General features: G+C 39.1%; 17 protein-coding genes. 7 read left to right on the forward strand and 10 right to left on the reverse strand.

Annotation, left to right across the window (positions count from 1 at the left end):
• Window positions 1-287: 287 nt before the first annotated feature.
• The 3 genes from NSQ62_RS10720 to NSQ62_RS10730 form a co-directional block, all read right to left on the reverse strand.
• A complete protein-coding gene (locus NSQ62_RS10720) occupies window positions 288-1,799 on the reverse strand; it encodes a transglutaminase domain-containing protein (RefSeq protein ID WP_341320134.1) in 1,512 nt (503 codons plus the stop codon).
• A gap of 3 nt (window positions 1,800-1,802) precedes the next feature.
• Window positions 1,803-2,333, reverse strand: a complete 531-nt coding sequence (locus NSQ62_RS10725) for a GNAT family N-acetyltransferase (RefSeq protein WP_341320135.1) — start codon at window positions 2,331-2,333, stop codon at window positions 1,803-1,805.
• A gap of 186 nt (window positions 2,334-2,519) precedes the next feature.
• Window positions 2,520-3,971 (reverse strand): multicopper oxidase domain-containing protein, encoded by a 1,452-nt coding sequence (locus NSQ62_RS10730; protein WP_341320136.1) that lies wholly within the window; start codon window positions 3,969-3,971, stop codon window positions 2,520-2,522.
• 705 nt (window positions 3,972-4,676) lie between these two features.
• Between NSQ62_RS10730 and NSQ62_RS10735 the strand changes: the two genes are divergently transcribed.
• The 5 genes from NSQ62_RS10735 to NSQ62_RS10755 all read left to right on the forward strand — a co-directional run bounded on the left by NSQ62_RS10735 (window position 4,677) and on the right by NSQ62_RS10755 (window position 9,408).
• A complete protein-coding gene (locus NSQ62_RS10735; RefSeq protein ID WP_341320137.1) occupies window positions 4,677-5,015 on the forward strand; it encodes a DUF485 domain-containing protein in 339 nt (112 codons plus the stop codon).
• Between the two features lie 3 nt (window positions 5,016-5,018).
• On the forward strand, window positions 5,019-6,569 hold the full coding sequence (locus NSQ62_RS10740; RefSeq protein WP_341320138.1) for a cation acetate symporter: 1,551 nt from the start codon (window positions 5,019-5,021) through the stop codon (window positions 6,567-6,569).
• A 437-nt stretch (window positions 6,570-7,006) separates the two neighbouring features.
• The gene (locus NSQ62_RS10745) at window positions 7,007-7,333 is read left to right on the forward strand and encodes a DUF485 domain-containing protein (protein ID WP_341320139.1); all 327 of its coding nucleotides are present in this window, start codon (window positions 7,007-7,009) and stop codon (window positions 7,331-7,333) included.
• Window positions 7,330-8,874 carry a sodium/solute symporter gene (locus NSQ62_RS10750; RefSeq protein ID WP_341320140.1) on the forward strand — a complete coding sequence of 515 codons (1,545 nt, stop codon included), beginning with the start codon at window positions 7,330-7,332 and terminating at the stop codon, window positions 8,872-8,874. The genes NSQ62_RS10745 and NSQ62_RS10750 overlap by 4 nt, the downstream gene beginning before the upstream one ends.
• A 126-nt stretch (window positions 8,875-9,000) precedes the next feature.
• The gene (locus NSQ62_RS10755; protein ID WP_341320141.1) at window positions 9,001-9,408 is read left to right on the forward strand and encodes a hypothetical protein; all 408 of its coding nucleotides are present in this window, start codon (window positions 9,001-9,003) and stop codon (window positions 9,406-9,408) included.
• A gap of 28 nt (window positions 9,409-9,436) precedes the next feature.
• Here the strand turns inward: NSQ62_RS10755 and NSQ62_RS10760 are convergent, their stop codons facing one another.
• The 5 genes from NSQ62_RS10760 to NSQ62_RS10780 all read right to left on the reverse strand — a co-directional run bounded on the left by NSQ62_RS10760 (window position 9,437) and on the right by NSQ62_RS10780 (window position 15,645).
• The gene (locus NSQ62_RS10760; RefSeq protein ID WP_341320142.1) at window positions 9,437-11,029 is read right to left on the reverse strand and encodes a hypothetical protein; all 1,593 of its coding nucleotides are present in this window, start codon (window positions 11,027-11,029) and stop codon (window positions 9,437-9,439) included.
• Between the two features lie 255 nt (window positions 11,030-11,284).
• The gene (locus NSQ62_RS10765) at window positions 11,285-12,313 is read right to left on the reverse strand and encodes a cytochrome d ubiquinol oxidase subunit II (RefSeq protein WP_341320143.1); all 1,029 of its coding nucleotides are present in this window, start codon (window positions 12,311-12,313) and stop codon (window positions 11,285-11,287) included.
• Window positions 12,313-13,644, reverse strand: coding sequence for a cytochrome ubiquinol oxidase subunit I (locus tag NSQ62_RS10770; RefSeq protein WP_341320144.1), 1,332 nt, complete (start codon window positions 13,642-13,644; stop codon window positions 12,313-12,315). Before NSQ62_RS10770 ends, NSQ62_RS10765 begins: the two co-directional genes overlap by 1 nt.
• 337 nt (window positions 13,645-13,981) lie before the next feature.
• Window positions 13,982-14,617, reverse strand: a complete 636-nt coding sequence (locus NSQ62_RS10775; protein WP_341320145.1) for a response regulator transcription factor — start codon at window positions 14,615-14,617, stop codon at window positions 13,982-13,984.
• Window positions 14,614-15,645 carry an ATP-binding protein gene (locus tag NSQ62_RS10780; RefSeq protein WP_341320146.1) on the reverse strand — a complete coding sequence of 344 codons (1,032 nt, stop codon included), beginning with the start codon at window positions 15,643-15,645 and terminating at the stop codon, window positions 14,614-14,616. Before NSQ62_RS10780 ends, NSQ62_RS10775 begins: the two co-directional genes overlap by 4 nt.
• Window positions 15,646-15,898: 253 nt before the next feature.
• Here NSQ62_RS10780 and cydD point away from each other — a divergent pair, with 253 nt between their 5' ends.
• Both cydD and cydC read left to right on the forward strand, forming a co-directional pair.
• Complete coding sequence (cydD, locus tag NSQ62_RS10785) at window positions 15,899-17,599, forward strand: thiol reductant ABC exporter subunit CydD (RefSeq protein WP_341320147.1); 1,701 nt, start codon at window positions 15,899-15,901, stop codon at window positions 17,597-17,599.
• A complete protein-coding gene (cydC, locus tag NSQ62_RS10790; RefSeq protein WP_341320148.1) occupies window positions 17,599-19,266 on the forward strand; it encodes a thiol reductant ABC exporter subunit CydC in 1,668 nt (555 codons plus the stop codon). Before cydD ends, cydC begins: the two co-directional genes overlap by 1 nt.
• Before the next feature lie 182 nt (window positions 19,267-19,448).
• Here cydC and NSQ62_RS10795 read toward each other — a convergent pair whose 3' ends face one another.
• Window positions 19,449-20,315, reverse strand: a complete 867-nt coding sequence (locus tag NSQ62_RS10795) for an ABC transporter ATP-binding protein (protein WP_341320149.1) — start codon at window positions 20,313-20,315, stop codon at window positions 19,449-19,451.
• Window positions 20,315-22,798, reverse strand: coding sequence for a hypothetical protein (locus NSQ62_RS10800; RefSeq protein WP_341320150.1), 2,484 nt, complete (start codon window positions 22,796-22,798; stop codon window positions 20,315-20,317). Before NSQ62_RS10800 ends, NSQ62_RS10795 begins: the two co-directional genes overlap by 1 nt.
• Window positions 22,799-22,871 lie beyond the last annotated feature (73 nt).

Below are 22,871 nucleotides of genomic sequence, written 5' to 3' on the forward strand. Positions count from 1 at the left end.
AAAACTAGCAATCTATTCCTCTTGGCATCATCACAAACGAAAACCTATCGTTTTGATAATAATTTGATAATTCACGAGTATATACCCCGTAAATTTTTAGACTCACAGCAGAAAAATGATATTTCCGGTCACTTTCATCATTCTTATTTGAACCACTCGCTCAGACGCATCGACAATTGCATTTACGGGTTCCTATCCATGTCAATTCGTTTGAGCTTGCCCATATAAATGAAAAAAAGCTACTCGAATTAGAGTTTCATCTAACTTCAAGCAGCTCATTTACATCTTTATTTTTTAATATGTAGCATCAGGTTTCGTTCGCTCTGAATGACTACTGTATTTGCAGTGACCGTTATTTGATCGCCTAATTGTTTTTGTAAGCTTGGTACAAGGGTTTCAACTAAATGGATTGGCAGCACTAATTTCACTGCTTGCTCAAACTGGACCGATTTTCGATTGATCGTCATGTGCAGTTGTATTCCCTTATCAATTTCTAGGGACACAGTCAGTTGTTTCACCGGTTCATTGATATAAAGTTCCACACCATCCGCGCTCTTAAACGCTACTAGAGCCTCCGTCGCATGATCAAACGTTGCAAGCCAGCTGTCACCAAGCGACATCATCGAAACGTCTGTATAACGCGTCGAATCGATTTCAAGCGTCTCTGTAGCCGCGCATTCAACTGTAGCACATGGTTCAATGGCAATTTGATCTGTCTTGCCATTTTCATACGTCACAACAAGCGTTGAAGTCGTTTGATGAATGGCTGTTACCTGATCCGCGCCACACTTCGTCAGTTCTTTTGTTTCCACACGATACGTATAAAGAACCGCCCCGTCCGAATAATTACTGAAATACACAAGTCCATTCGCAAACGTACAATATTGCGCACGAAGTTCCTCAAGCTTACGCGTTTGAAGCGTATTTAGGGACATCGCCGTCAAATAAGCCGTTTTCGGATGCGGATACATAAGTTCATCCCCAACCAAACAAGCATCATACAAATTATGCATCGCTTTAAAACGCTCACTCGTACAAGGTGGATACAAATCAAGATCCCATTGATGATTTTTCGCAAGCTGATCATCCGTTAGTAAAAAATAACGATAACGAATTTCATGATTCCCCGCATGACCAATATCATCCCACGTCACATCGACATGATACCAAGCCTCATCAATCTTCACCATATTCCAAGCATGACCGCCATCGCCTTCCCCGTCTGCTTGACCAATGACGTAATAACACGGAATGTTTAAACGATCCATCAGCTTTTCAAATAGCAACGCATACGCCATACACACGCCGCGCTTTTCTTTCATAAACGTAGCGACTGAAAACGGCGAACCCTTTGTATGCAGCTCATAGCTATAGGTACGCACAATATAATCATGCACTGCTACAACCTTTTCTAACGTAGACATTGCTGGCGTTGTAATCCGCACAAGTACCTCATCCATTTCAGCAAGCATATCCTTTTCATCCGTGCGATTCATGCGATAACTTAGCGTAAAATCAACCTTTATACGATTTTTAGACAAACTACGATAGCGATAATTACGATGGGCACAATGCTGCGTATAAAATGCCTTATATAAATGACTTTGTTCAAACGCATCATCCAGTATTTCATGCAATGGCTTTGGCAGATGACCATTTAGAATAAGTGAAAACTGTTTATCTAAACGTTCCATATGCATCGTCAATACAGCAAGCAACTCATCATATGTAATGGTCGTAGTTTTAATGGATCCGCCCTTTTGTTTAAATGCTTCATAACTTATAAAATAACTTTTCACAATTTATTCCTCTTCAAATTCGATTTCATTTTCTATTACATAGATTTCGACTTGCTTGCCTTCCATTTCAATGACCTTTTCAAGCTGCATGCCGTTTTTTAATGCAATTTGTTTCGAACCGGTATTTCCTACTTGGATAGCCGATACATACCGTTCTAAATACATTTCTTCATCAGCATAATGCTTTAGTGCTTCTGCTGCTTCAAAGCCGTAGCCCTGTTGCCAATAGGCTGGTGCAATCCAGTAACCAAGCTCGATTTCGAATGCATCATCAAGTAGTTGCGCCACTAACCCCGCATGACCAATAAAAGCACCTGTCTCTTTATGAATGAGCTTATGCAGGCCATAATTATCAAAATTTTTATATTGTTCAAGCATCCTCTCAATAAGATGTGTTGCATAATCGATGTCTTTTACTTGCCCATTGCCAATATAGTTCATCACCATTTGATTCGTTACTAACTCTAACACAAGTGGTACATCATCCATTGTATAGCGTTCAAAACGTAAACGCGCAGTAGAAAGGTTTAACATGTTTACCCACCTTTTTTAATCATCTATTCTCACACTTTAACATAATAGTTTTTTGGAAACAGCTTAAGTGTTACTTCTTATCACTTAAACGACAAAAACGCCCGGAAATTACACCAGGCGCTGCTCTTTGTTAAATAAAAGTTGCTTCCTCACTAAACATAGCACATTTAAAAAGTGAATTTAGCGTTAATAAATCTCAATTTGCCCCATCATCCCGACATCTTCATGCTCTAAAATATGGCAATGGAACATATAGATACCTTTTTCCGGGAAACGAACGGCGATCCGAACCTTATCCATTGGCTGCACGGTAATCGTATCTTTATAGCCTTGCATACTTGCATCTGGCGTTTTACCATTTACCGATATCACTAAAAATTGTGTGCCGTGAATATGGAATGGATGTGCCATAGCTCCTTCATCCGTAATGATATTTTCGATTTCCCAAATTTCTGTAACACCTTGCTTTTGGCGTAAGTCAATTCGGTCTGGGTCAAAGGATTGCCCGTTTAGTAAGAAGTTTTCAGTCATGCCCTCCATCGTAATCGACTTCGTAGGCTCTTGTTGTGCTATTTCATCTGGCACATCAAAGGTAGTTAATTCCTTATCATACTGAATCTCCTTCGCATCGCCCGTAATGTTTATCGGCATTAGTACGGTATCATTATTCAGTAGCGCTAATGTATTGCCCTCTACTTGCGTTAAGTCCACTAAAATTTCAACACGCTCACCTGCTCCAAGTGTTAGCTTTGTCAGTTCACTTGCCTCTTGTAAAAAGCCACCATCTGTAGCAAGTAACTGAAATGGCATGTCGTTTTCAAACTTTAAATAGTACGTTAACGCATTGGAACCATTTAAAATACGCAAACGAACTTTTTCCTTTGGCGCGGTTAATGCTGGATTCACCACACCATTAATCATCACCGTATCTCCTAGCGTACTCATCGTATTGGCCACTTCTTCATAAACGAGTTCCCCATCTAGTAGCGTACGATCCTGTAAAATAATCGGGAAATCATTGATAGCATAGTCATTTGGTAGATGTAGCGATTTACTAGTGGCATCTTCTATATACAAAAGACCAGCTAATCCCTTATACACTTGCTTCGCGGTATAGCCCATTGGATGCGGATGATACCATAAGGTCGCTGCTTGCTGATTCACTGTAAATTGAATCGTTTCCGTGACACCTGGCTCAATCACCGCATGTGGACCACCATCCCGCGCATCTCCCGCTACCTCTAACCCATGCCAATGGAACGTCGTAGGTTCTGGCAAATCATTTGTCAGTTTTATCGTTACCTCTTGGCCTTGCTCTAAACGCAGGACAGGTCCTAAAAAGTTTCCATTATATCCGTATGTAGCTGTTTCTACCCCATCTACAAAAGTCATGTTGCCTTGCTGCGCCGTCAACTCATAGACGATTTGGTTGCCATCTGTAGATGTTGGCGTTAAAAGCGGAGGAAACGTTAACGCTTGTTCCCCTAAATTTTCCTGCAACATATGCTGCGGATTGTCATAACGCTCACCTTCATGTGAATGAGCGTGAGTCGACGCCGGCGCACTTGTATCTTCCGATGTATTACATCCTGCAAGAATTGTTGCTGCAAGTAATACATATCCTAATTTCTTCATCATAAAACCTTCTCTCTTTAAATATACCTTTAAATTATATTCTAATAATATAAACTGGATATAAACTTTATCGATAAATAATGATTAATAGCGCATATTCCCTTGTTTCTACTGCTTCCCAAAAAGAATAACAAGATAAATCCAAAATAATGTATAGCGGATAAAAATTATATTAAAGAAAGCAAACGCGAAACGAAATTCAGAGAACGCACCATGAAAGCCCTTTTTCACTGATGTGATAGTTGGATCAGAGGATTTCTTACGCAAGCTATATTTTCAACGCAAACGAAATAACGCCTCCAATTAAATGAGTAAAAAATAATATTCATCACATATCAAAAAAATATCATTTTATCGTTGTTATAGTACAAAGTGAAGTCACACCTTCAATAATCTGAAAATCAATTATATTAGTGTAACGAAATATTAATTCTTGCTTTATGTATCTAATTTTCTTTAAAAGAATGATTTTTTGTTATCTATACATTCAGGATAACAATTACCACTACTTCCCCACCCCAATAAACATGTTTTTTCTCTCCAAAAAACGTAATAATTCTACTTCAAACAACTAGAGACGATTTAGAGTTTTCAGAAAAATTGTTATTGCATTATAGAGAATTCCCCCTTACAATCAAATTTATTGACGGGGGCAAACAGTAATATTCCGTTTAAAACAGAATAATGATTCATAAGGGGGAATTAACAATGAGTAGTTTAGGGGAAAAACACTCAGGAAAGCGCAGTGATATCAACTACGAGGCAATCGATCGTTTGGAGTCATTCAATGCGTTTGTAAAGAAAAAAAACACATTTTTATTCGGTATTACTTTTACTTTTTTGACATTTTACATACTGTTACCGATTTTAGCGTTCACGCCTGTGTTACAACAGAAAGCAATTGGTAGCATTACATGGGTTTGGGTTTATTCGGCTGCCCTATTCGTCATGACAATCGTGCTTTGTACGCTATACATTAAAATGGCATCAAAGTTCGACAAAGCAGCTGCGGCTGTATTAACTGAATATGACAAGGCAGGTGCATAACTCATGAACTTAGTATCAGTAGGATTTTTCTTAGGGATTGTCGGCTTAACATTAGTCGTAACGTATATTGCAGCAAAGAGAACCTCTTCTGCGAGTGATTTCTATACAGCTGGCGGTGGTTTAAAGGGTTGGCAAAATGGCTTTGCAATTGCTGGGGATTACTTATCCGCAGCAGCATTCCTTGGGGTGTCCGGAGCAATTGCCTTAACAGGGTTTGACGGCTTCTTCTTCTCTGTCGGTTACGTTGTAGCCAATTTAGTTCTTCTATATATTATCGCAGAACCAATGCGTAACTTAGGACGCTATACATTAGCAGATATGTTAACAGCACGTTTCAATGAAAAACGTATTCGTGGTGTCGCTGCTACAGGTACAATTATTATCGTTATCTTATATATGATCGCCCAATTAGTAGGTGCCGGTGCATTAATTAAACTATTATTCGGCATTGAGTACTGGCTTGCGGTATTAATCGTAGGGGTTATGATGACAACGTACGTACTATTTGGCGGGATGACTGCTACATCTTGGGTACAAATTATTAAAGCGGGTCTCTTATTATTTGGTACAGGCTTACTTGCCGTATTAGTATTTGCGAAGTTTGACTTCAATTTAGTAAAGATGTTTGACACAGTGAGTACGAATTACGGGGAAGAATATTTAGTGCCAGGGATGAAATACACGTCTTCTATTGATTCACTATCTATGATGTTAGCCTTAGTATTAGGTACATCTGGTTTACCGCATATTTTAATGCGCTTCTTTACTGTAAAGGATGCAAAAACAGCTCGTTCATCAATTTCTTGGACAACTTGGATTACATCAATTTTCTTCTCATTAACGATTTTCTTAGGATTCGGCGCAATGCACTTTGTCGGGTTTGATGCGATTAAAGCAGAAAATGCTGCTGGTAATACAGCCGCGCCTTTACTAGCTGAATTTTTAGGTGGCAATATTTTATTATCATTTATTTGCGCAGTAGCATTCGCAACGATTTTAGCCGTAGTATCCGGCTTAGTATTAACAGGTGCGTCTGCGATTTCACATGACATTTACGGTGAAATCATTATGGGTGGTAAATTAACAGAAAAGCAACAAGTATTAGCTGCTCGTATTGGTTCTATTTCAATTGCGATCGTTTCAATCATTTTAGCGTTATTCGCTCAAAGCTTAAACGTATCGTTCTTAGTATCATTTGCCTTCTGTATCGGGGCATCAGCAAACTTACCAGTAATTCTGTACACAATTTACTGGAAGAAGTTCAATTCAAATGGTGCAATTGCTGCCATGGTGACAGGTTTAGTATCTTGTCTAGTGCTAGGTGCAATGGGTCCAAACATTTGGAGCCCTACTGGAAATGCAATTTTTGTCGGTGAACCTTTAGTGAACTTGGCTGTGCCAGCAATTATTACAATTCCACTGAGCTTCCTTGTTGGTTACCTAGCATCTGTACTAACAGCAAATAAAGTAGAACAAGCAGAAGCAGAACGTATTTACAAAGAAATTCGTGTAAAAGCACACACAGGAATTTCTGTACAAGATGCATCACATTAATTATTTAAGAGAGAAAAAGTAGGGGCATCTCCTCTACTTTTTCTTTTTTTATTGTATAAGGATTACAAAAAAACGATAAAAATTCGTTTCCTTGTAAAACAATTCGCTTTTCTTAACTTACTAATTTAACAAAAATAGAATAATATTTCTGTATCATTTTTTCTCGAAAAAACAAAAATATTCTCTTCCAGTTTATCTAGAAATACACTCAAACCAACACTTTACGTTGATATATAACATTTAAATATTATTTTTTTAGTTAGTAATGTACAATATTTTCTCTAATAAACTTATTTTTTCAATAAATTTTTTCGAATAATTTCCACAAAAAGTATTGCAATTTTATGACAGCTAAAATAAAATGAAAATGTGAAGCGCTCGAAAGAGAATTTTACAAACATAGAGCAGTAAATATAAACAAAAATGGGGGTATGTATATGGGGAATACAAAAAAACCAGTCATTGATTATGACAAAATCGCAGCTCAACCTTCTTTTAAGCAACTAGCGAAAAAGAAAAATTCTTTCCTGTGGTCTATGACATTTATTTTCTTAGCACTTTATATGTTATTACCAATTTTAACGTCATACACAGACATTCTTCATCAAAAAGCGATCGGTAGCGTTACTTGGGTGTGGCTATACTCGGCAGGCCTATTTCTTATGACATGGGGCTTAGCTCACTTCTATGTTGCACGCGCTAACAAATTTGATAAAGAAGCAAAATCAATCATTGCAGAATATGAAGGAGGTAATGCGAAATGAGTTTTACAGCGGTATTCTTCTTCGTAGCAATCGTAGGTTTAACATTAGTGATTACTTGGTGGGCTTCTAAACGTACATCAAGTGCATCTGACTTCTATACAGCCGGCGGGGGGTTAACTGGTTGGCAAAATGGATTAGCAATTGCTGGTGACTACTTATCAGCTGCTTCATTCTTAGGGATCGCCGGTTCGATCGCATTATTCGGATTCGACGGCTTCTTCTTCTCGATTGGTTACCTAGTAGCCTACTTAGTTGTACTTTACATCGTAGCTGAGCCATTACGTAACTTAGGACGCTTCACATTAGCGGACATGATTACGGCACGTTTTGATAAAGCAAAAGTACGTGGTACAGCAGCATTATCGACAATTACAATCGTATTATTCTACATGATCGCACAATTAGTAGGTGCTGGTGCTTTAATCCAGTTATTATTAGGGATTGAATACTGGATGGCCGTACTTTTAGTAGGGATCATGATGACAGTTTACGTATTATTCGGTGGTATGACAGCGACATCTTGGGTACAAATCATTAAAGCTTGTTTATTAATGATCGGTACTGTGATTATCTCGTTCTTAGTATTAGCGCAATTCGACTTCTCAATTGCAAATATGTTCACGCAAATGACGACAGTAACAGAGCATGGTGAAGCTTACTTAAATCCAGGCTTACGCTACACAAACGGTATTGATACAATCTCGATGCTGATCGCGTTAGTACTTGGTACTGCGGGTCTTCCACATATCTTAATGCGTTTCTTCACTGTAAAAGACGCACAAACAGCTCGTTCTTCAGTAATTTGGGCAACTTGGATTGTAGGATTATTCTACGTATTAACAATTTTCTTAGGCTTCGGTGCTGCGGCATTCGTAGGTAAAGAGGCAATCGTAGCAGCTAACCCTGCTGGTAACATGGCTGCCCCACTTCTTGCACAGGCACTTGGTGGCGACATCTTATTCTCATTCGTGTGTGCAGTAGCATTCGCGACAATTTTAGCAGTAGTAGCTGGTTTAGTACTTTCAGGTGCATCTGCATTATCACATGACATTTATGGTCAAATCATCAAAAAAGGTAAGATTACTGAAAAAGAAGCGGTGAAAGCGGCTCGTATCGGGTCAATCATTATCTCTGCAGTATCTATCCTATTAGCTTTAGGTGCACAAACTTTAAACGTAGCCTTCTTAGTATCTTTAGCATTCTGTATCGCTGCATCAGCAAACTTACCAGTAATCATTTTCACAATTTACTGGAAGCGCTTCAACACGACAGGTGCAGTAGCGGCGATGTTAACAGGTTTAATCTCTGCGTTAGTATTAGTAGCGGTTTCACCAAACGTATGGAATGCCGTTGAAGGCAAAGCAATCTTCGTGGGTGAGCCATTAATCATGTTAACGAACCCAGCGATTATCTCTGTACCGCTTGGCTTCCTTGGTGGAGTTATTGGTACATTGTTATCGAAAGAAACGAATGAAGCGAAATACCGTGAAGTGGAAGTTAAAGCACAAACAGGTATCTCAGTTCAAGACGCGTCTCACTAATCAAAACGTTCCGCTCTTCATAGACGGAAACTCGATCAGCTTCTAACACTCGTTAGAGGCTGATTTTTTTCAACCTTTTGTAAGCACTCTCTCCCCTATTCTTTTTTGATGAAGGAAGTGATCTGTTTGACGTTAGGACAGCATATTCGTGTACTCGCCTGCGTTGTTGTGATGGGGTGTATCGTCGGCTATGTGTTAAATGCTTCAGAAATTGAAACCGACTCGCCGTATATCGATTATATAAAAGCCGCGCAGTTGCCTTTTACAGAGGAACAGTACATTGGCGATGTGTTTCATGGCTATTTTGAATTGACGCACTGGGAGTACTTTACCGCGCGTCAGGGACAACATGTCGTTCAGTTTACCGGTACACACGGTGAACAGCAGCTCGTTTTTCAGTTTATTGTCGCAAAGGATCGCTCAAGTTTTGAGCTCGGTGCGATTAAGCAAAATGACATTGTATTAACATCTGAGGCAAAATGGGCATATATGAAGCAACTAGCAGCGATACAAAAAGAGTCAAAAGCGGGGTAAATCTTGCTTTTGACTCTTTTTAATGACATTAAATTTGATTTAAGATTTCATGAAGCGCGGTTTTTCGCGGATAGGTTATGCGTAAATAGGCAATTAGTTCATTTGCCTTTTGTTCGTAATCTAAAACAAGTAAACGCTCAATAATATTCGCAAGCTCCTGATAATGGCTACGATTCGACGCACGCTGTGATTTTTCTAAAAGCAACTGCGTCAACAAATGCGACACTTCTTGCGGATAATGCGGACGCAAACTTTGGCAATAACGAAGAATTGCTTGTGGATGCTTCTGGCAATACTGAAGCAAGCGTTGCCAATCTTCTAGTAGTTCTAGCACATGTGTGTAGTAATAGGAATCCGATTTGGTCTGTTCAATCATCATGATTAAATCCTGCGATACCTCTTGCCAAAGCGCGGGCTCCTTCTGGTAAAGGGCTTTTAATCGCTCGATATCGTCCATCTCACAATCTAATGCCAACTCAAAGGCAATCGTACGCTGTGCGGCGATATTATTGGTTTCTTTATGTACCTGATACGCTTGTCGCAGCCATCTCGTACGGTAATGAGATGGTGCGTCGGTATCAATCCCATCCGCGCAAAGCTGTAATGCTTCCTCATAACGCATTTCACGTACACAATAATCAATTAGCAGATTGCGCAATTTAACTGGTGGCTGTTCCTGATGAATAAAGGCTGTTATTTCTTCTGGCGTACCGACTTCCATTAAGAGTGAAAAATGTAGACTCTGCGCAGTCTCTTGCTGATTTGTGTACCTTGAATAACGTCCAAGCGCGTCAATGATATGGTACTTCGCATTCGAAATCGAACTTATTTGAATTGCGCCGTCTACTAAGAATACATGCACTAAATTCCCCTTGGCATTCTTTTCAAAACGCTTTAAAAGCCAGTTTGATACCGTGATGGCTTCATCATTTGTCTTGACCTCACCTAATACATGACTGAAATGACCAAATATATCTTGTTCAATTTGCTCGTACATCCACGTCGGTGCATCGTCTTGTACGCCTGCTAGCTGCTCAACACATAAGGTCATTAGTTCAAGCGCAACAAGTGGCTCTTTTGCAAATCCTGCTTGTGAATCATCTATCACTGTCTCGATGAACGCCATCACATCCTGAAACGCATCATCAGTATAAGTACGTAAATAACGACCTATAAGCTTTAATAATTTTGATTTTGCCTGTGCTATTAGTAGCTCGGCGTTTACCTTTTCTTTCGTTTTTATCGGAGCAAAACGCTTTTGAAGTGCAGGGTCCTGTGCCACAAGATCTGCTAAAATGTCGACAAGCTCTTGTTTTTCATAGTGTTGAAAATAGGCTTTGTAATCGGTTGCTGGCTTTTTGTTTAATGCTTTACGGATCGCAAAGTACACCGCTACCTCATGCTTACAAGTCCCGTCAAATGGACAATCACACTGGGAAACGGTAATGTGTTCATCCGCTAATTGTACATAGACAAAATATGCGTTTGTCCCTAAAATTTTCGCGCGCCATGCGTTTGCAGCGACTTGCTCTAATTCAGAAATCGAACCATTTTCATAATAATCCTTGCCGCGCTTTAAAATCACTTTAGAAATTTGCTTTTCAAATTGTTGAATGTTCATTTGGTCACCTGCTTTATTTACTTACAACGATTATATTGTGTTACTGATTGTAATCAAACCAACGAAAAGTAGCAAATTACTTTTTTAGAGTAACTTGCTACTTTTCTTAGTATCCAAATGGAATTGATTGTATTAGCAAATTGTAAATTAATATGCCTTCGTTTTCGTCGCGACCACAAATGCGGCAAACACTGATAGGATGACGACAACAAACGGTGCATAGAAGATTAAAAAGTCATTCATCGTTCCCTCTCCTTATACATGGGTTTCATCTTCCCCTGATACATAGCCTTTATTGAAAATAAACAATTTAAACACTAAATACATAGATGGAATGAGTAAGCATAACCCTGCGATAAATGCGATAACAAGTGCAATCGCCATTGCCTCATTTGTAAAACTATCGTGAATCGTTAAATAGGGATGTAGTAAATACGGATAATGTGAAATCCCATAAGCAAAGAATGCTGTAGCAAATTGTAAAATCATCACGATTACCGCTAAGCCATACTTCATTTTCCCCCAAAGTAACCAAATCGTAGCTAAAAATAGAATGCCGGATACAATGAATAACCACGATAAATCAATCATATTGGCGTAATGCCAATTGCCTGTTCTACGCAGTTCAATAATAATGCCAAACGCACTGACGATTAAAGGAATCGACCAAACGAGAGCATATTTGCGCATAAGATCACTTGCCTTTGAATCTCCTGCTTTACTTGAATACCAAGTTAAAAAGACAGCCGAAATATAGAGCACTGCGGTAATACTTAAAACGATAATCGACCAGGCAAGCGGGCTTGTAAAGAGCGCCGCATAGTCAAGCAGTGGGCCATTTTCATTCATTGTCACAAAACTGCCTTCAGAAATCGTTAACACAACGGATAACGATGCAGGAATAAACAAACCTGCTAGACCGTATGTAAGCGCATAGCCTTTATGACCTCTAACTCCACTGTAAGATTCAAACGCATAATAGCTGCCTCGGATCGTTAATAAAATTAAGGCAATCGATGCGGGCATGAGTAAAACGGTGCCGTAGTAATAAGCGGTTTGTGGGAAAAATCCGATAATCCCTACAAAGAAAAACACTAAAAAGACATTGGTAATTTCCCATACTGGCGATAAATAACGTTTAATAACTTTTGACAAAATCTGATTTTTACCTGTTAGCAAACTATATGCGTTGAAAAATCCAGCCCCAAAGTCAATGGATGCGACAATGACGTAGCCAAACAAGAAAATCCATAATACGAAAACCCCTAAAATTTCTAACCACATTAGTTCGCACCGCCTTTACGTAACGCTAATTCCTTTTCAACAGGATTATTTTTAAACATGCGACGCAGTACGACTATACTGCCGATCCCTAATATTAAATACACAATCCCAAAGGCAATAAATAACCATTCAACACCCGTAGCTGTAGTTGCTCCGTCTTCGGTACGCATAATACCGTATAAAATCCATGGCTGACGACCAAGCTCAGCAAGCCACCAACCTGCTTCGATTGCCACTAGTGATAGCGGTCCACTAAGGACGATGAGCCATCTAAACCAGCGTGCTTCAATCCATTGCCAATGTCTCCATTTTCCGACTACAAAGGCCATCGATAAGAAAATCATCAGCATCCCAATCGCTACCATGACATCAAAGAAATAGTGTGTAATAAGCGGTGGTCGTTCATCATCTGGAAATGCGTTAAGTCCTGTCACTTCCGCATTAAAATCGTTACTTGCTAAGAAGCTTAATACTTTCGGAATACGAATTTCATATTTGACTTCTTCCCCGTCAAGTACGCCGAAGAAGATTAGATCCGCGCCTTGTTCTGTTTCAAAATGCCACTCTGCAGCAGCTAATTTTTCTGGTTGATATTCTGCTAAATATTTTGCCGAAAAATCCCCTACAACTGCTGTAGCAATCGAGAAAATAATGCCGAGTTTCATCATTAAAGCTAATGCTTTTTTATGATAAACTTGTTCTTCACCTTTGAGTAATTTATAGGCGGCAATTGCGGCTAAAATAAACGCGACCGTCATAAAGCTCGATGTGAGCACGTGACCAATTTTTGTCGGCATCGCCGGTGTAAACATGGCCAAAATCGGTTGAATATTAATAAGCTCCCCACCAGCAATATCAAACCCTCTTGGCGCATTCATGAAAGCATTAACAACGGTAATAAATACCGCTGACATCGATGCCCCAATCGCTACCGGAATAAGTAGCAACATATGATGCTTTGGATTTTTAAATCGATCCCACGTATATAAATAAATACCTAAAAAGATTGCTTCAAAGAAAAATGCAAATGTCTCCATAAATAATGGCAATGCGATAATTTGCCCTGCAAGCTCCATAAACTGTGGCCATAGCAGTGAAAGCTGTAAGCCAATTACGGTACCTGTTACGACACCGACCGCTACTGTAATCGTAAAGCCTCGTGCCCATCTTCTTGCCATTAATGTGTAGTGCTCATCCTTTTTCTTATAGCCCACATACTGTGCAATTAAAATCATAAGCGGAACCCCGACACCAAGCGTTGCGAATAGTATGTGGAAGGAGAGTGTGAGTTCTGTCAACGCTCTACTCCAAAACACAGCTGAGTTTTCCATTCTCTTTACCTCCAATTCCTAAAAAATTGCCAAAACCATGATCGTCATCACAATCGATGAACATGTGAAACCTACCAACATGATCTTCTTTCGCATACGCATTCACCTCTTTAACTGTTTGTGCATTACTTGTATACCGCGCTCAATTGATGGCGCTGTAAACTTATGTACTTGCCACTTTTTGGTCCACCAAGAAGTTACCTTCAGTATAGTAGGCTTTCACATGATAAAATATAGGGGTTTTCCACTAAAACCGCGCTGAAATCTATAAAAAATAGCAAACAAAAACCACACCTCCTGTAAATCGTTGTTTACAGGAGGTGTGGTTTGTTAAACATTACTGGATATATCCATTCGCAATACCGTATTGAATTAACTCTGCTTTACCTTTCAAATGCAACTTCTGCATAATATTCGACTTGTGATTCTCGACGGTTTTCGAGCTAATAAACAGCTTTTCCGCAATTTGAATATTGGTATAACCTAAAATAGATAGCCGTACAATCTCTTGTTCACGTGTGGAAAGTACTTCACCTTTTTGGTTACCTTTATTTTTAAATAGTTTTTCCAACTGATCCTTTGGTAATCCAACTTCATAGTAAGCTTTATTGTTATGAACGGCTTGAATCGCTTCATACATAATGCCACCTTGGCTATTTTTCAAAATATAGCCATCCGCCTCTACTTCAATTGCTTGTTGAATATAGGCAATCTCATTATGCATCGTTAAAAAAATGATTTTAATATGTGGTAAATTCTTTTTAATTTCCTTTGTTGCTGTAAAGCCGTCCAGCCCATTCGGAATCGAGATATCCATTAAAATCACATCTGGATTCGTCTGGTACGCTAATTGAATCGCTTCTTCGCCATCATTCGCTTCTCCTACGACCGAAATATCTTCATGATTTTCTAACAGCAACGCAATCCCTTTTCGAATGAGGGTATGATCGTCTACTAGTAATACATGTATCATAATGTTGTCTCCATCTTGGGTACGACAATGTCGATTGTTGTACCCTGCTCTAATTTAGAATGAATTTCAAATGCCCCACCTAATAAATCTACGCGCTCTTCCATATGCTGCAGGCCAAGACCCGCACTCGTTAATGCTTTATGGTCAAAGCCGATGCCGTTATCACGAATATCCATGTAAATATGCGTATCATCCATCATAATGCGAATTTGAACATGTGTGGCTTGTGCATATTTTACGACGTTATGAAGGGCCTCTTGAATCACGCGGTATAAATTGATTTCTACAACAGGTTCGCAACGATCGATTCCGTCCGCTATAAAATCAATTGTCAGCGAAGGCATCGATTTCATCATATTATCAATCATCATTTGAATGGTCGGCTTTAAGCCTAATTGATCTAAGCTATGAGGGCGTAGCTGATGCGAATAGGCATTCACATCATCCATCACTCGTTGCAGCTCCTGCTGAACCTCGTTAATATACGTGCTCAGTTTAGGCTTGTCTTTGACGAAAGATTCCACTGCTTGTAAAGCAACGGAAACCGTAAACAACGATTGTCCTACCCCGTCGTGTAGCTCTTTTGCTAGACGCTTGTGCTCCGATTCTTTTGCTTCAATGAGGGCGTGAATCATCTGTTTTTTATTTTCTGCTTCTTGCGCTTTTTTAAATGTTTCTTGATCGCGCAAAACTAATAAATACTCGGTTTCACCCGTTTCATTATTTGCATAAATCGCAGCTGTACTCATTTCGACATCAATTTTCTTGCCATGGTAGGTCGGCATTTGTGATAGAAAGGAAGGTACTTCACTATTGGCAATTAAATAGCACGTGGATTCCCCTTGTTTTTTGGGTCTTTTTAAACAAAATGTACAGTAAGGAACGGCATCCCCCATATTCCAACCCGTTAATTTCTTCGCTGCTGGATTCATCATAATAATTTCTCGATTTGCTTTCATGATGATAATGCCGTCTTGAATATGTTTGTAAATTTCCTGCAAATAGTCATTTGGTACACGCGGTGTCATGTGGCCCTCCTTATCAGTTACGCTTATGTGTAGCCTATTTAACATCATTTTCTAGACTGTATTTTAAAATAAATCATATCAACTAGAAGGTACCCTAGAGTTGAAACAAAGTCAATTCGTCTTTGTTTTTAGGGTAGAGCGCCAATCATGAAAAACTTTATTAGATATATCAATCATTTTGATATTTTTAGTGGTAAACCCCTAGTTATTTTTTATAAAAATTTGATTATGATTGAGGAAAGGAGCTGAGTATATGCAATTTTTACAGCATTCATTACGTGCATATCAATCCAAAGTACTCTTACTATGCTTGCTGTCCTTTCTTCTAGGGAGTAGCATCCTTTTACAAGGAATCAGCATTGTCGCTATTGTCAATCTTGTCTTTATTGAAAAAGCGCCGTTTTCATACACCTATGTATTCTTTTCACTGTTTTTAGTAGCCATTATTACTAGACTTACCGTCCAATTTACAATGGGGCGTATGGGTGGATCATTGGCAGCAAGTGTTAAGGCATCTGTGAGAGAACGCTTAATCCGACATTGGTCATTCACACCGATGGAAAAGCATGTGGCCTTTCAGACAGGCGAAAAGGTGACGCTTTTAGTGGATACGGTGGACCAATTAGAAAGCTACTACCGTGAATACATTCCACAAGTGATCAAAACAATCGTTGTACCGATCATGATTTTGATTGCGGTATTCCTGGTGCATCCGAACAGTGGTTGGATCATGCTGATTACAGCGCCGTTTGTGCCGATTACATATATTATTGTTGGAATGCAAACGAAAAAGAAATCAGAGGAACAATTAGATGCGCTCAACCGTTTTTCTGGCAAATTTTTAGATTTACTTCAGGGCTTACAGACGATTCGTTTACTCGGGCAAAGTAAGCAGCAGGAGGATGTTTTAGCAGAAAGTAATGCCGGCTTTATGACACGTACACTAGGCATATTAAAAATAGCATTTGCCTCTACACTGTTTATTGAGCTCATTGCAACGCTTGGCATTGGTTTAGTAGCACTTGAAATCGGCTTTCAAATGATTGTATTTAAAACATTGACATTCGCACCGGCTTTTTTCATTTTGACGTTGGCCCCTGAATATTATAATTCCTTAAAAAATCTAGGAGCAGCCTTTCATACAGGACGAGGTAGCTTAGGTGCTGCCGCGTTAATTGAAGAACAACTGCAACAAACTGAAACGACTGTCCATTGGGGCGACAAACCTTTAGCGATTCAACCAACCATAACGTTGAAAGACGCGTGTTTTCGCTATACAAATGGCCCATCCATTGGTCCATTAACATTAACCATACGTCCTAGACAAACCGTTGTATTTATCGGAAAAACAGGCCATGGCAAAACAACAATTTTAAATATGATATCCAGTTTAACAGAGCTAGATGGTGGTGAAATTTCACTAAATAATAAGCCACGCCGTGCGTATCGTGCAGATGATTGGTATGCCCAAACGAGTTATATTTCACAGCACCCTTATATTTTTGCGGGGACATTGCGGGAAAATATTTGTATGGGACTTCCCGTTTCAGACGAAGCCGTATCAAATGCCTTACAAAAAGCGCAATTAATCGAATGGCTGTCGAGCTTACCTCAAGGACTAGATACAGCACTTGGCGATGGTGGGCTCGGATTGTCTGGTGGTGAAAAACAACGCGTTGCGATTGCGAGAGCATTTGTTAAACAACCAGCCATTGTCTTTTTTGATGAACCGACTGCTGGCTTAGATGTTGTGACGGAGCGTTTGTTAATCGAATCGATTAAAACACTTCGCGAAACGGCGACCGTGATCATTGCTGCCCACCAGTACGAAAGTATTCGCTTTGCAGATGTCATTTATATCGTGGAAGATGGACAAATTACGGCATCTGGTACACCAGACAATCTAAAGAATCACCCATATTATGAACAAATCACGGCAGGGGGTAATAACTAATGCAACAGCTTGTGCAACTCATTTGGCAGGATAAAAAAGATGTGCTACTTGCATTACTCGCTGGAACAATCAGCGGCTTAACGGCTGTCGCATTGTTTGCTCAAAGTGGTCTGCTGATTTCAAAAGCAGCACTCATGCCACCCTTTTACGTCATTTTAATTTTAACCGCTTTTTTAAAACTGTTCGGCGTCACAAAATCGGCTAGTAAGTATGCAGAACGCTACATTTCACACCGTGTGACATTCAAGTTTATCAGCATTGTACGCATGCGCTTTTTTAAACAGCTGTTGCCACAAGCACATGTTCTAAATAACTATAAAAGTGGCGATTTACTGACACGCATTACAAGTGATGTTGAAATGCTACAAAATTTCTTTTTACGTGTGTTGTACCCGCCATTCATTGCGCTATTTGTATTTTTAGTTACGATTTTATTTACCTTATTCTTTTCACCGTGGATTGCACTGCTCTTACTAATCGGGATCGTGTTGACAAGTATCGTCATTCCGTACGTTCTATTTCGTCGACCGTACCCAACTGGCGCAGTGGAGAAAAAAGAACTAACCGTTCAAGCAACTGAATATTTTTATGGCTACCGAGAGTTATTACTTCACAATCAACTAGATACACAAAAAGAAGGCTTATCAGCATTGCATCAAGCCTATGGAACTGCTCGAAAAAAAGAGCTAAATCAAGAACAAACTGCCTATTTATGGAACCAAACGATTGCCCTATTTACAAGCTTTACGGTCGTTTTGGTCGGTGCTTATCTTGTATCAACCGGACAGCTCGAAGGTGTTTATTTAGCACTCATCGTGCTCGTTTCATTAACTGTTTTTGAATCTGCTATTCCATTGTCAATGGCGCCCATTTTTGCAAAACATACAAAAAAAGCGGTGGACCAGTTGGAGGAAGTAACGTCACATCAAGTGCAAGATGGAACAATCCAACTACGTGATTTAGCACAAGACATCCAGTTAAATAATGTCTCGTATCATTACCCTTCCGCAACGCGCCCTGCGCTAAAACAGATTACATTAGCGATTCAAGCTGGGGAAAAAATTGCGATTATTGGTCCGAGTGGCTCTGGTAAGTCAACACTCTTGCAGCTCTTGATGAAGGAATTGAGAAGAACGGATGGGGAATTTCTAATTGGCGCTCATCCGATTGATGCCATCTGTACCCATTCGATATATACGCATTTGAGTACGATGCTTCAACATAATCATTTCTTTTCAGGAACAGTTAAAAGTAATTTACGATTAGCAAAACTAGACGCAACCGATGAAGCCCTGCAAACAGCATTAAATCAGGCCGCATTAGATAAAAAACTAGATGACCCTATTTTTGAAAAAGGGGGTAATCTTTCTGGTGGTGAAAAGCAGCGTCTCGCGTTTGCACGACTGCTGTTAAAAGAAAGTGACTTATGGCTTGTTGATGAACCCTTTACAAGCCTAGATGTTCAAACAGAAAAAACATTATTTAATACGTTATTATCACAATCTGCACGTAAAACATTGTTAATGGTGACGCATAAGCTAACAAATTTAGACCAATTCGATCGCATTTACGTGATGCAACAAGGAGAGATAGTCGAGTTTGGCACTCAGGAACAATTATTAGACAAGAAAGGACTCTACTATTCGATGTATCATAAAAATAGTTGAGTAGAAAGTAGAAAAAAGTGAAATCGCACATGTCGATTTCACTTTTTTTAAGTTAATTTTCTTTTTGTCAAACGCTAAATTAGTTACTAGGTAAATAATAAAAAAACAGTAAGAACCGCTTTACTTAGCATTCCCACTGTTTATCATTATAAAGCCCTTAATCAATTGCTCAAACGTACAACCTACACATCATAAAACGTTCGGTAAAACTCCTCTAAATTACGTTTTATCGGATTCACCGATTGAATCGCGACCCCTTGCTTAAGTAACCATTCAAGATAACGTTCAATTGGATAATTCGGATCTGTTTGCAAACTGTTTTTACTTACTTTATAAGACAGCTGACTCCCCCGCATGAATTGAGCTAAGTCACCATCAAACGTACACTTAATTTCAAAAGCCACGTCTTTTGTAGAGACAAGCGTGTTTGTGAAAAGCTTGCCGTCTTTAATAAACCAAATCGTATCCGTCAAATCCTCTAGTATATCGAGGTTATGTGTAGATACAATGATACTTAGGCCTTTTGCGTGGAGTGTGCGAATGAGTTGCTTTAATTCGATGGTACTTGTTGGGTCCAGACCATTAAATGGTTCATCCATCAAAATGATAAGTGGCTTTGTTAGGATACTTAACGCAATTAGTAAATGCTGGCGCATGCCGTATGAATAAGCTTTCACAGGCTGATTCACATACGAACGAATACCAATTAACGCAATCACTTCCTCAATTTCTTGACGCGGGATGCCATAAATACTCGCTACAAATGATAAATGGTCATAACCCGATAATTGCATATATAAGTAGTTGTCACTCGGCAAAAATGAAATGGATTTAAAAAACTGCGGATCTTTATTAGAAATAGAATTGATATGAACAGTGCCACTTTTCAATTCTTCTAACCCTAAAATCGAGCGCATAAGCGTAGATTTACCCGCACCATTAGGACCAACAAGGCCAATCAGTTCACCTGCACCGATCGTAAACGAAACCTGTTGAAGGATGACCCGATTTTTATACCTTTTTTCAAGCTGTTTTACCTCTAATACCATTATCGCGCCACCTTCCTTTTCATTAAGAGTCCTAAGCAAAACAGTAGGCCACCACTCATTACTAAAATACCCGTGCCATAGAGGAAATTCACGTTTGCGTTATTTGCTTCAATCGATTTCCAGCCATCCACAATATGCCATGTATCAAAATAAACGAAAGGATTATACACGCTAATTGCTAGTTCAATATAATGATTCCCTGCAACATAACTCGTTATGGCGACTATTAGTGTCACAATGATGGCAGCGTAGTGGTTTTTCGTAAATTTGCCAATCAAGCTAAATAAACTATTTAAAAAGAAAACCTGGGCGATCAATAGCACCGCGCATTTTAACAGTAATGAAACAAGCGGTTCAAAAGAAAAATAGGCATTATTCGCAGTGGCAAAGAAAAACTGCTCGTCTAAAAGCTCCGTTGCATAAATTAACACTGGGTAACGCGACTCACCAAACCCACCGATGATTGTTGCAATGATAAATAAGAGCCCACCACTTAAGAACAGCAAACTATAGGCACTTACTAGATTATACGTCCATTTCGACAAGTAAATTGTAATTGGACGAATTGGCTTCGTCACTAAAAAATGAATAGACGATATTGGTGCAAATTCATCAGCCATTGTCGTCCAAAGTAATAATACAAATAGCATAAGTAAAATGAACATGATATTTTCGGTGAAAAATTTGTACACCGTAAATAAGCTACTATTATCAAATTTCTCATTACGCTCTTCATATAATTTAGAACGCTCTGCATGCTCAGTATTCAATGCACGACCCGGGTCATCAAAGTTCGAAATCCACATATCACCAATTGGCCATGGGGAAATCCCTTCGTTCTCTAACAAATGACGCTGCTCCTCAGAAGCCATAAGCGTGACATTCCACAAGGTACTATCTTGTTGTTTATATGATTGTGGATCAAGCGAGAACATGGCTTCGCGATATTGCGCGGCAAACTGCGGGGAATCCACTTCCCTTTTTACCTGTTCTAACACATCATAACGGTGCTGCAAGTTTTTTATCATTGCTAAAAAAGGATTTTCATCAAGTGGCGTAAATTCTTCCCCGGCACTTTCCTGCATCTGCTTTCGCAATTCTTCCTCTAACTCAAATTCGGCGGCAACAATTTCCCAATGTACCTGGTCTTGAATAATTATATTTTGATAGTTTTCAATGGCCTTTAACGCCTTTATGGGATAAGTAACGTACGCTTGATTGACAACCCCCACATAAGCACCGATGCTGACGACGAATAAAATAAAGGTTACTAGTACCTGACCTTTACGTTGCTTTTTAAGATGCTCAAATTGTAGAAGCTTCAATTTACCCGAAAAGTGATGCTGTTTTTTCGTTGTTTGAAATTGAGGTAATGAAATAGACATCATTTTTGCCTGAATCACCACATAAGAAAGGACAAACCCTAGTAGTAGTAAACCAAGCATCATCACTAAATACGTTGCGAAACGGTTCGTTGCTAATAAGTCCGCTTCATACGAAACAAGTAAATGGATTGGATTGCCCATATGAAAGCCAAATTTTAACGCAATCACATAACCAATGAACACCGATAAACTAATAATGGTAAATAGGACACTTAAGCTCGCGCGTAATTTAAACAAACATATGCTACAAAGTACGAGCATTGTCATAAAAATTCCCCAACCAATGGGAATATACACGAGCCACTTCCAGACTGGCACTAACTGAAGATCCGTATGCACCGCAACTTCTAATGGATAAAAAATCGTATGAATATTACCGGTTAATAATGGTGGCAGTAGTGATAATACGCATACGAGTACTATGTATAAGAGTACCACTAGCAGTAAAGGAATCAAATAACCATAGTAAATCGCTCGGTTAGACAAGGAATTCATTTTAAAGAAATCAAAGAGTCGGTTTTCTCGATTCGCTACATAGTGATAACCAAAAATAAGCACGAATAAAAACGCCGTAATCGGGTTAAAAAAGATTTGGAATAGTTGCTTTGTATACAGTGCAGTATAATAAGGCGTCACTTGCTCTGTATACGATAAATCATCTGATAATAGCGCTTGTGCTTTAAGTGCCTCTAGCTGTAGCGAGCTTTCATTGAGATATGGAATTGGCTTTAACGTAACGTATTTTTGATATTCCTTTACAAACGCAAGCTGTTCTGCTGCAATATGTAAATTTCCATCATTCAACTTTTTCAAAATTCCCTTTACATATTGTTCCTTTTTCAATAAGCTCTCAAGTGCTTGCTGTTCTTCTAGTGTTAGCCCGATCATGCGCTCTTTTGTTAACGTACTTGAAATTAAAAGATGGATGTTCTCTTTTCGATTAGAAAATGTATCCTTCAGTTCCTGCTGCGTCGTGCCGGACTGCGAATGGTTAATCGCAAGTAGTGTAACAACCAAAATAGCGATTGCAATGGGTAATAATAAAAGATACTTACTTTTGAGCAAGCCCTTTAGAAGAAAACCGCTTACTTCCTTCATTGTCTACCTCCTTTACACTAGGGTACTACTATAAAAAATGCTTTTAATACGATTTTTTATATTTGTCTCATCA

Origin of the sequence: Solibacillus sp. FSL H8-0523, from assembly GCF_038051985.1 — a bacterium.
In the GTDB taxonomy this organism is placed as follows: domain Bacteria; phylum Bacillota; class Bacilli; order Bacillales_A; family Planococcaceae; genus Solibacillus.

Bases quoted from the DNA above. Each gene is read 5' to 3' on its own strand.
- NSQ62_RS10765 (WP_341320143.1), bottom strand. From the start codon at position 12,313: ATGTGGTTAGAAATTTTAGGGGTTTTCGTATTATGGATTTTCTTGTTT.
- NSQ62_RS10735 (WP_341320137.1), top strand. From the start codon at position 4,677: ATGAGTAGTTTAGGGGAAAAACACTCAGGAAAGCGCAGTGATATCAAC.
- NSQ62_RS10795 (WP_341320149.1), bottom strand. From the start codon at position 20,315: ATGGTATTAGAGGTAAAACAGCTTGAAAAAAGGTATAAAAATCGGGTC.
- NSQ62_RS10730 (WP_341320136.1), bottom strand. From the start codon at position 3,971: ATGATGAAGAAATTAGGATATGTATTACTTGCAGCAACAATTCTTGCA.
- NSQ62_RS10740 (WP_341320138.1), top strand. From the start codon at position 5,019: ATGAACTTAGTATCAGTAGGATTTTTCTTAGGGATTGTCGGCTTAACA.
- NSQ62_RS10780 (WP_341320146.1), bottom strand. From the start codon at position 15,645: ATGACACCGCGTGTACCAAATGACTATTTGCAGGAAATTTACAAACAT.
- NSQ62_RS10750 (WP_341320140.1), top strand. From the start codon at position 7,330: ATGAGTTTTACAGCGGTATTCTTCTTCGTAGCAATCGTAGGTTTAACA.
- NSQ62_RS10760 (WP_341320142.1), bottom strand. From the start codon at position 11,029: ATGAACATTCAACAATTTGAAAAGCAAATTTCTAAAGTGATTTTAAAG.
- cydC (WP_341320148.1), top strand. From the start codon at position 17,599: ATGCAACAGCTTGTGCAACTCATTTGGCAGGATAAAAAAGATGTGCTA.
- NSQ62_RS10770 (WP_341320144.1), bottom strand. From the start codon at position 13,644: ATGGAAAACTCAGCTGTGTTTTGGAGTAGAGCGTTGACAGAACTCACA.
- NSQ62_RS10725 (WP_341320135.1), bottom strand. From the start codon at position 2,333: ATGTTAAACCTTTCTACTGCGCGTTTACGTTTTGAACGCTATACAATG.
- NSQ62_RS10775 (WP_341320145.1), bottom strand. From the start codon at position 14,617: ATGATACATGTATTACTAGTAGACGATCATACCCTCATTCGAAAAGGG.
- NSQ62_RS10800 (WP_341320150.1), bottom strand. From the start codon at position 22,798: ATGAAGGAAGTAAGCGGTTTTCTTCTAAAGGGCTTGCTCAAAAGTAAG.
- NSQ62_RS10745 (WP_341320139.1), top strand. From the start codon at position 7,007: ATGGGGAATACAAAAAAACCAGTCATTGATTATGACAAAATCGCAGCT.
- cydD (WP_341320147.1), top strand. From the start codon at position 15,899: ATGCAATTTTTACAGCATTCATTACGTGCATATCAATCCAAAGTACTC.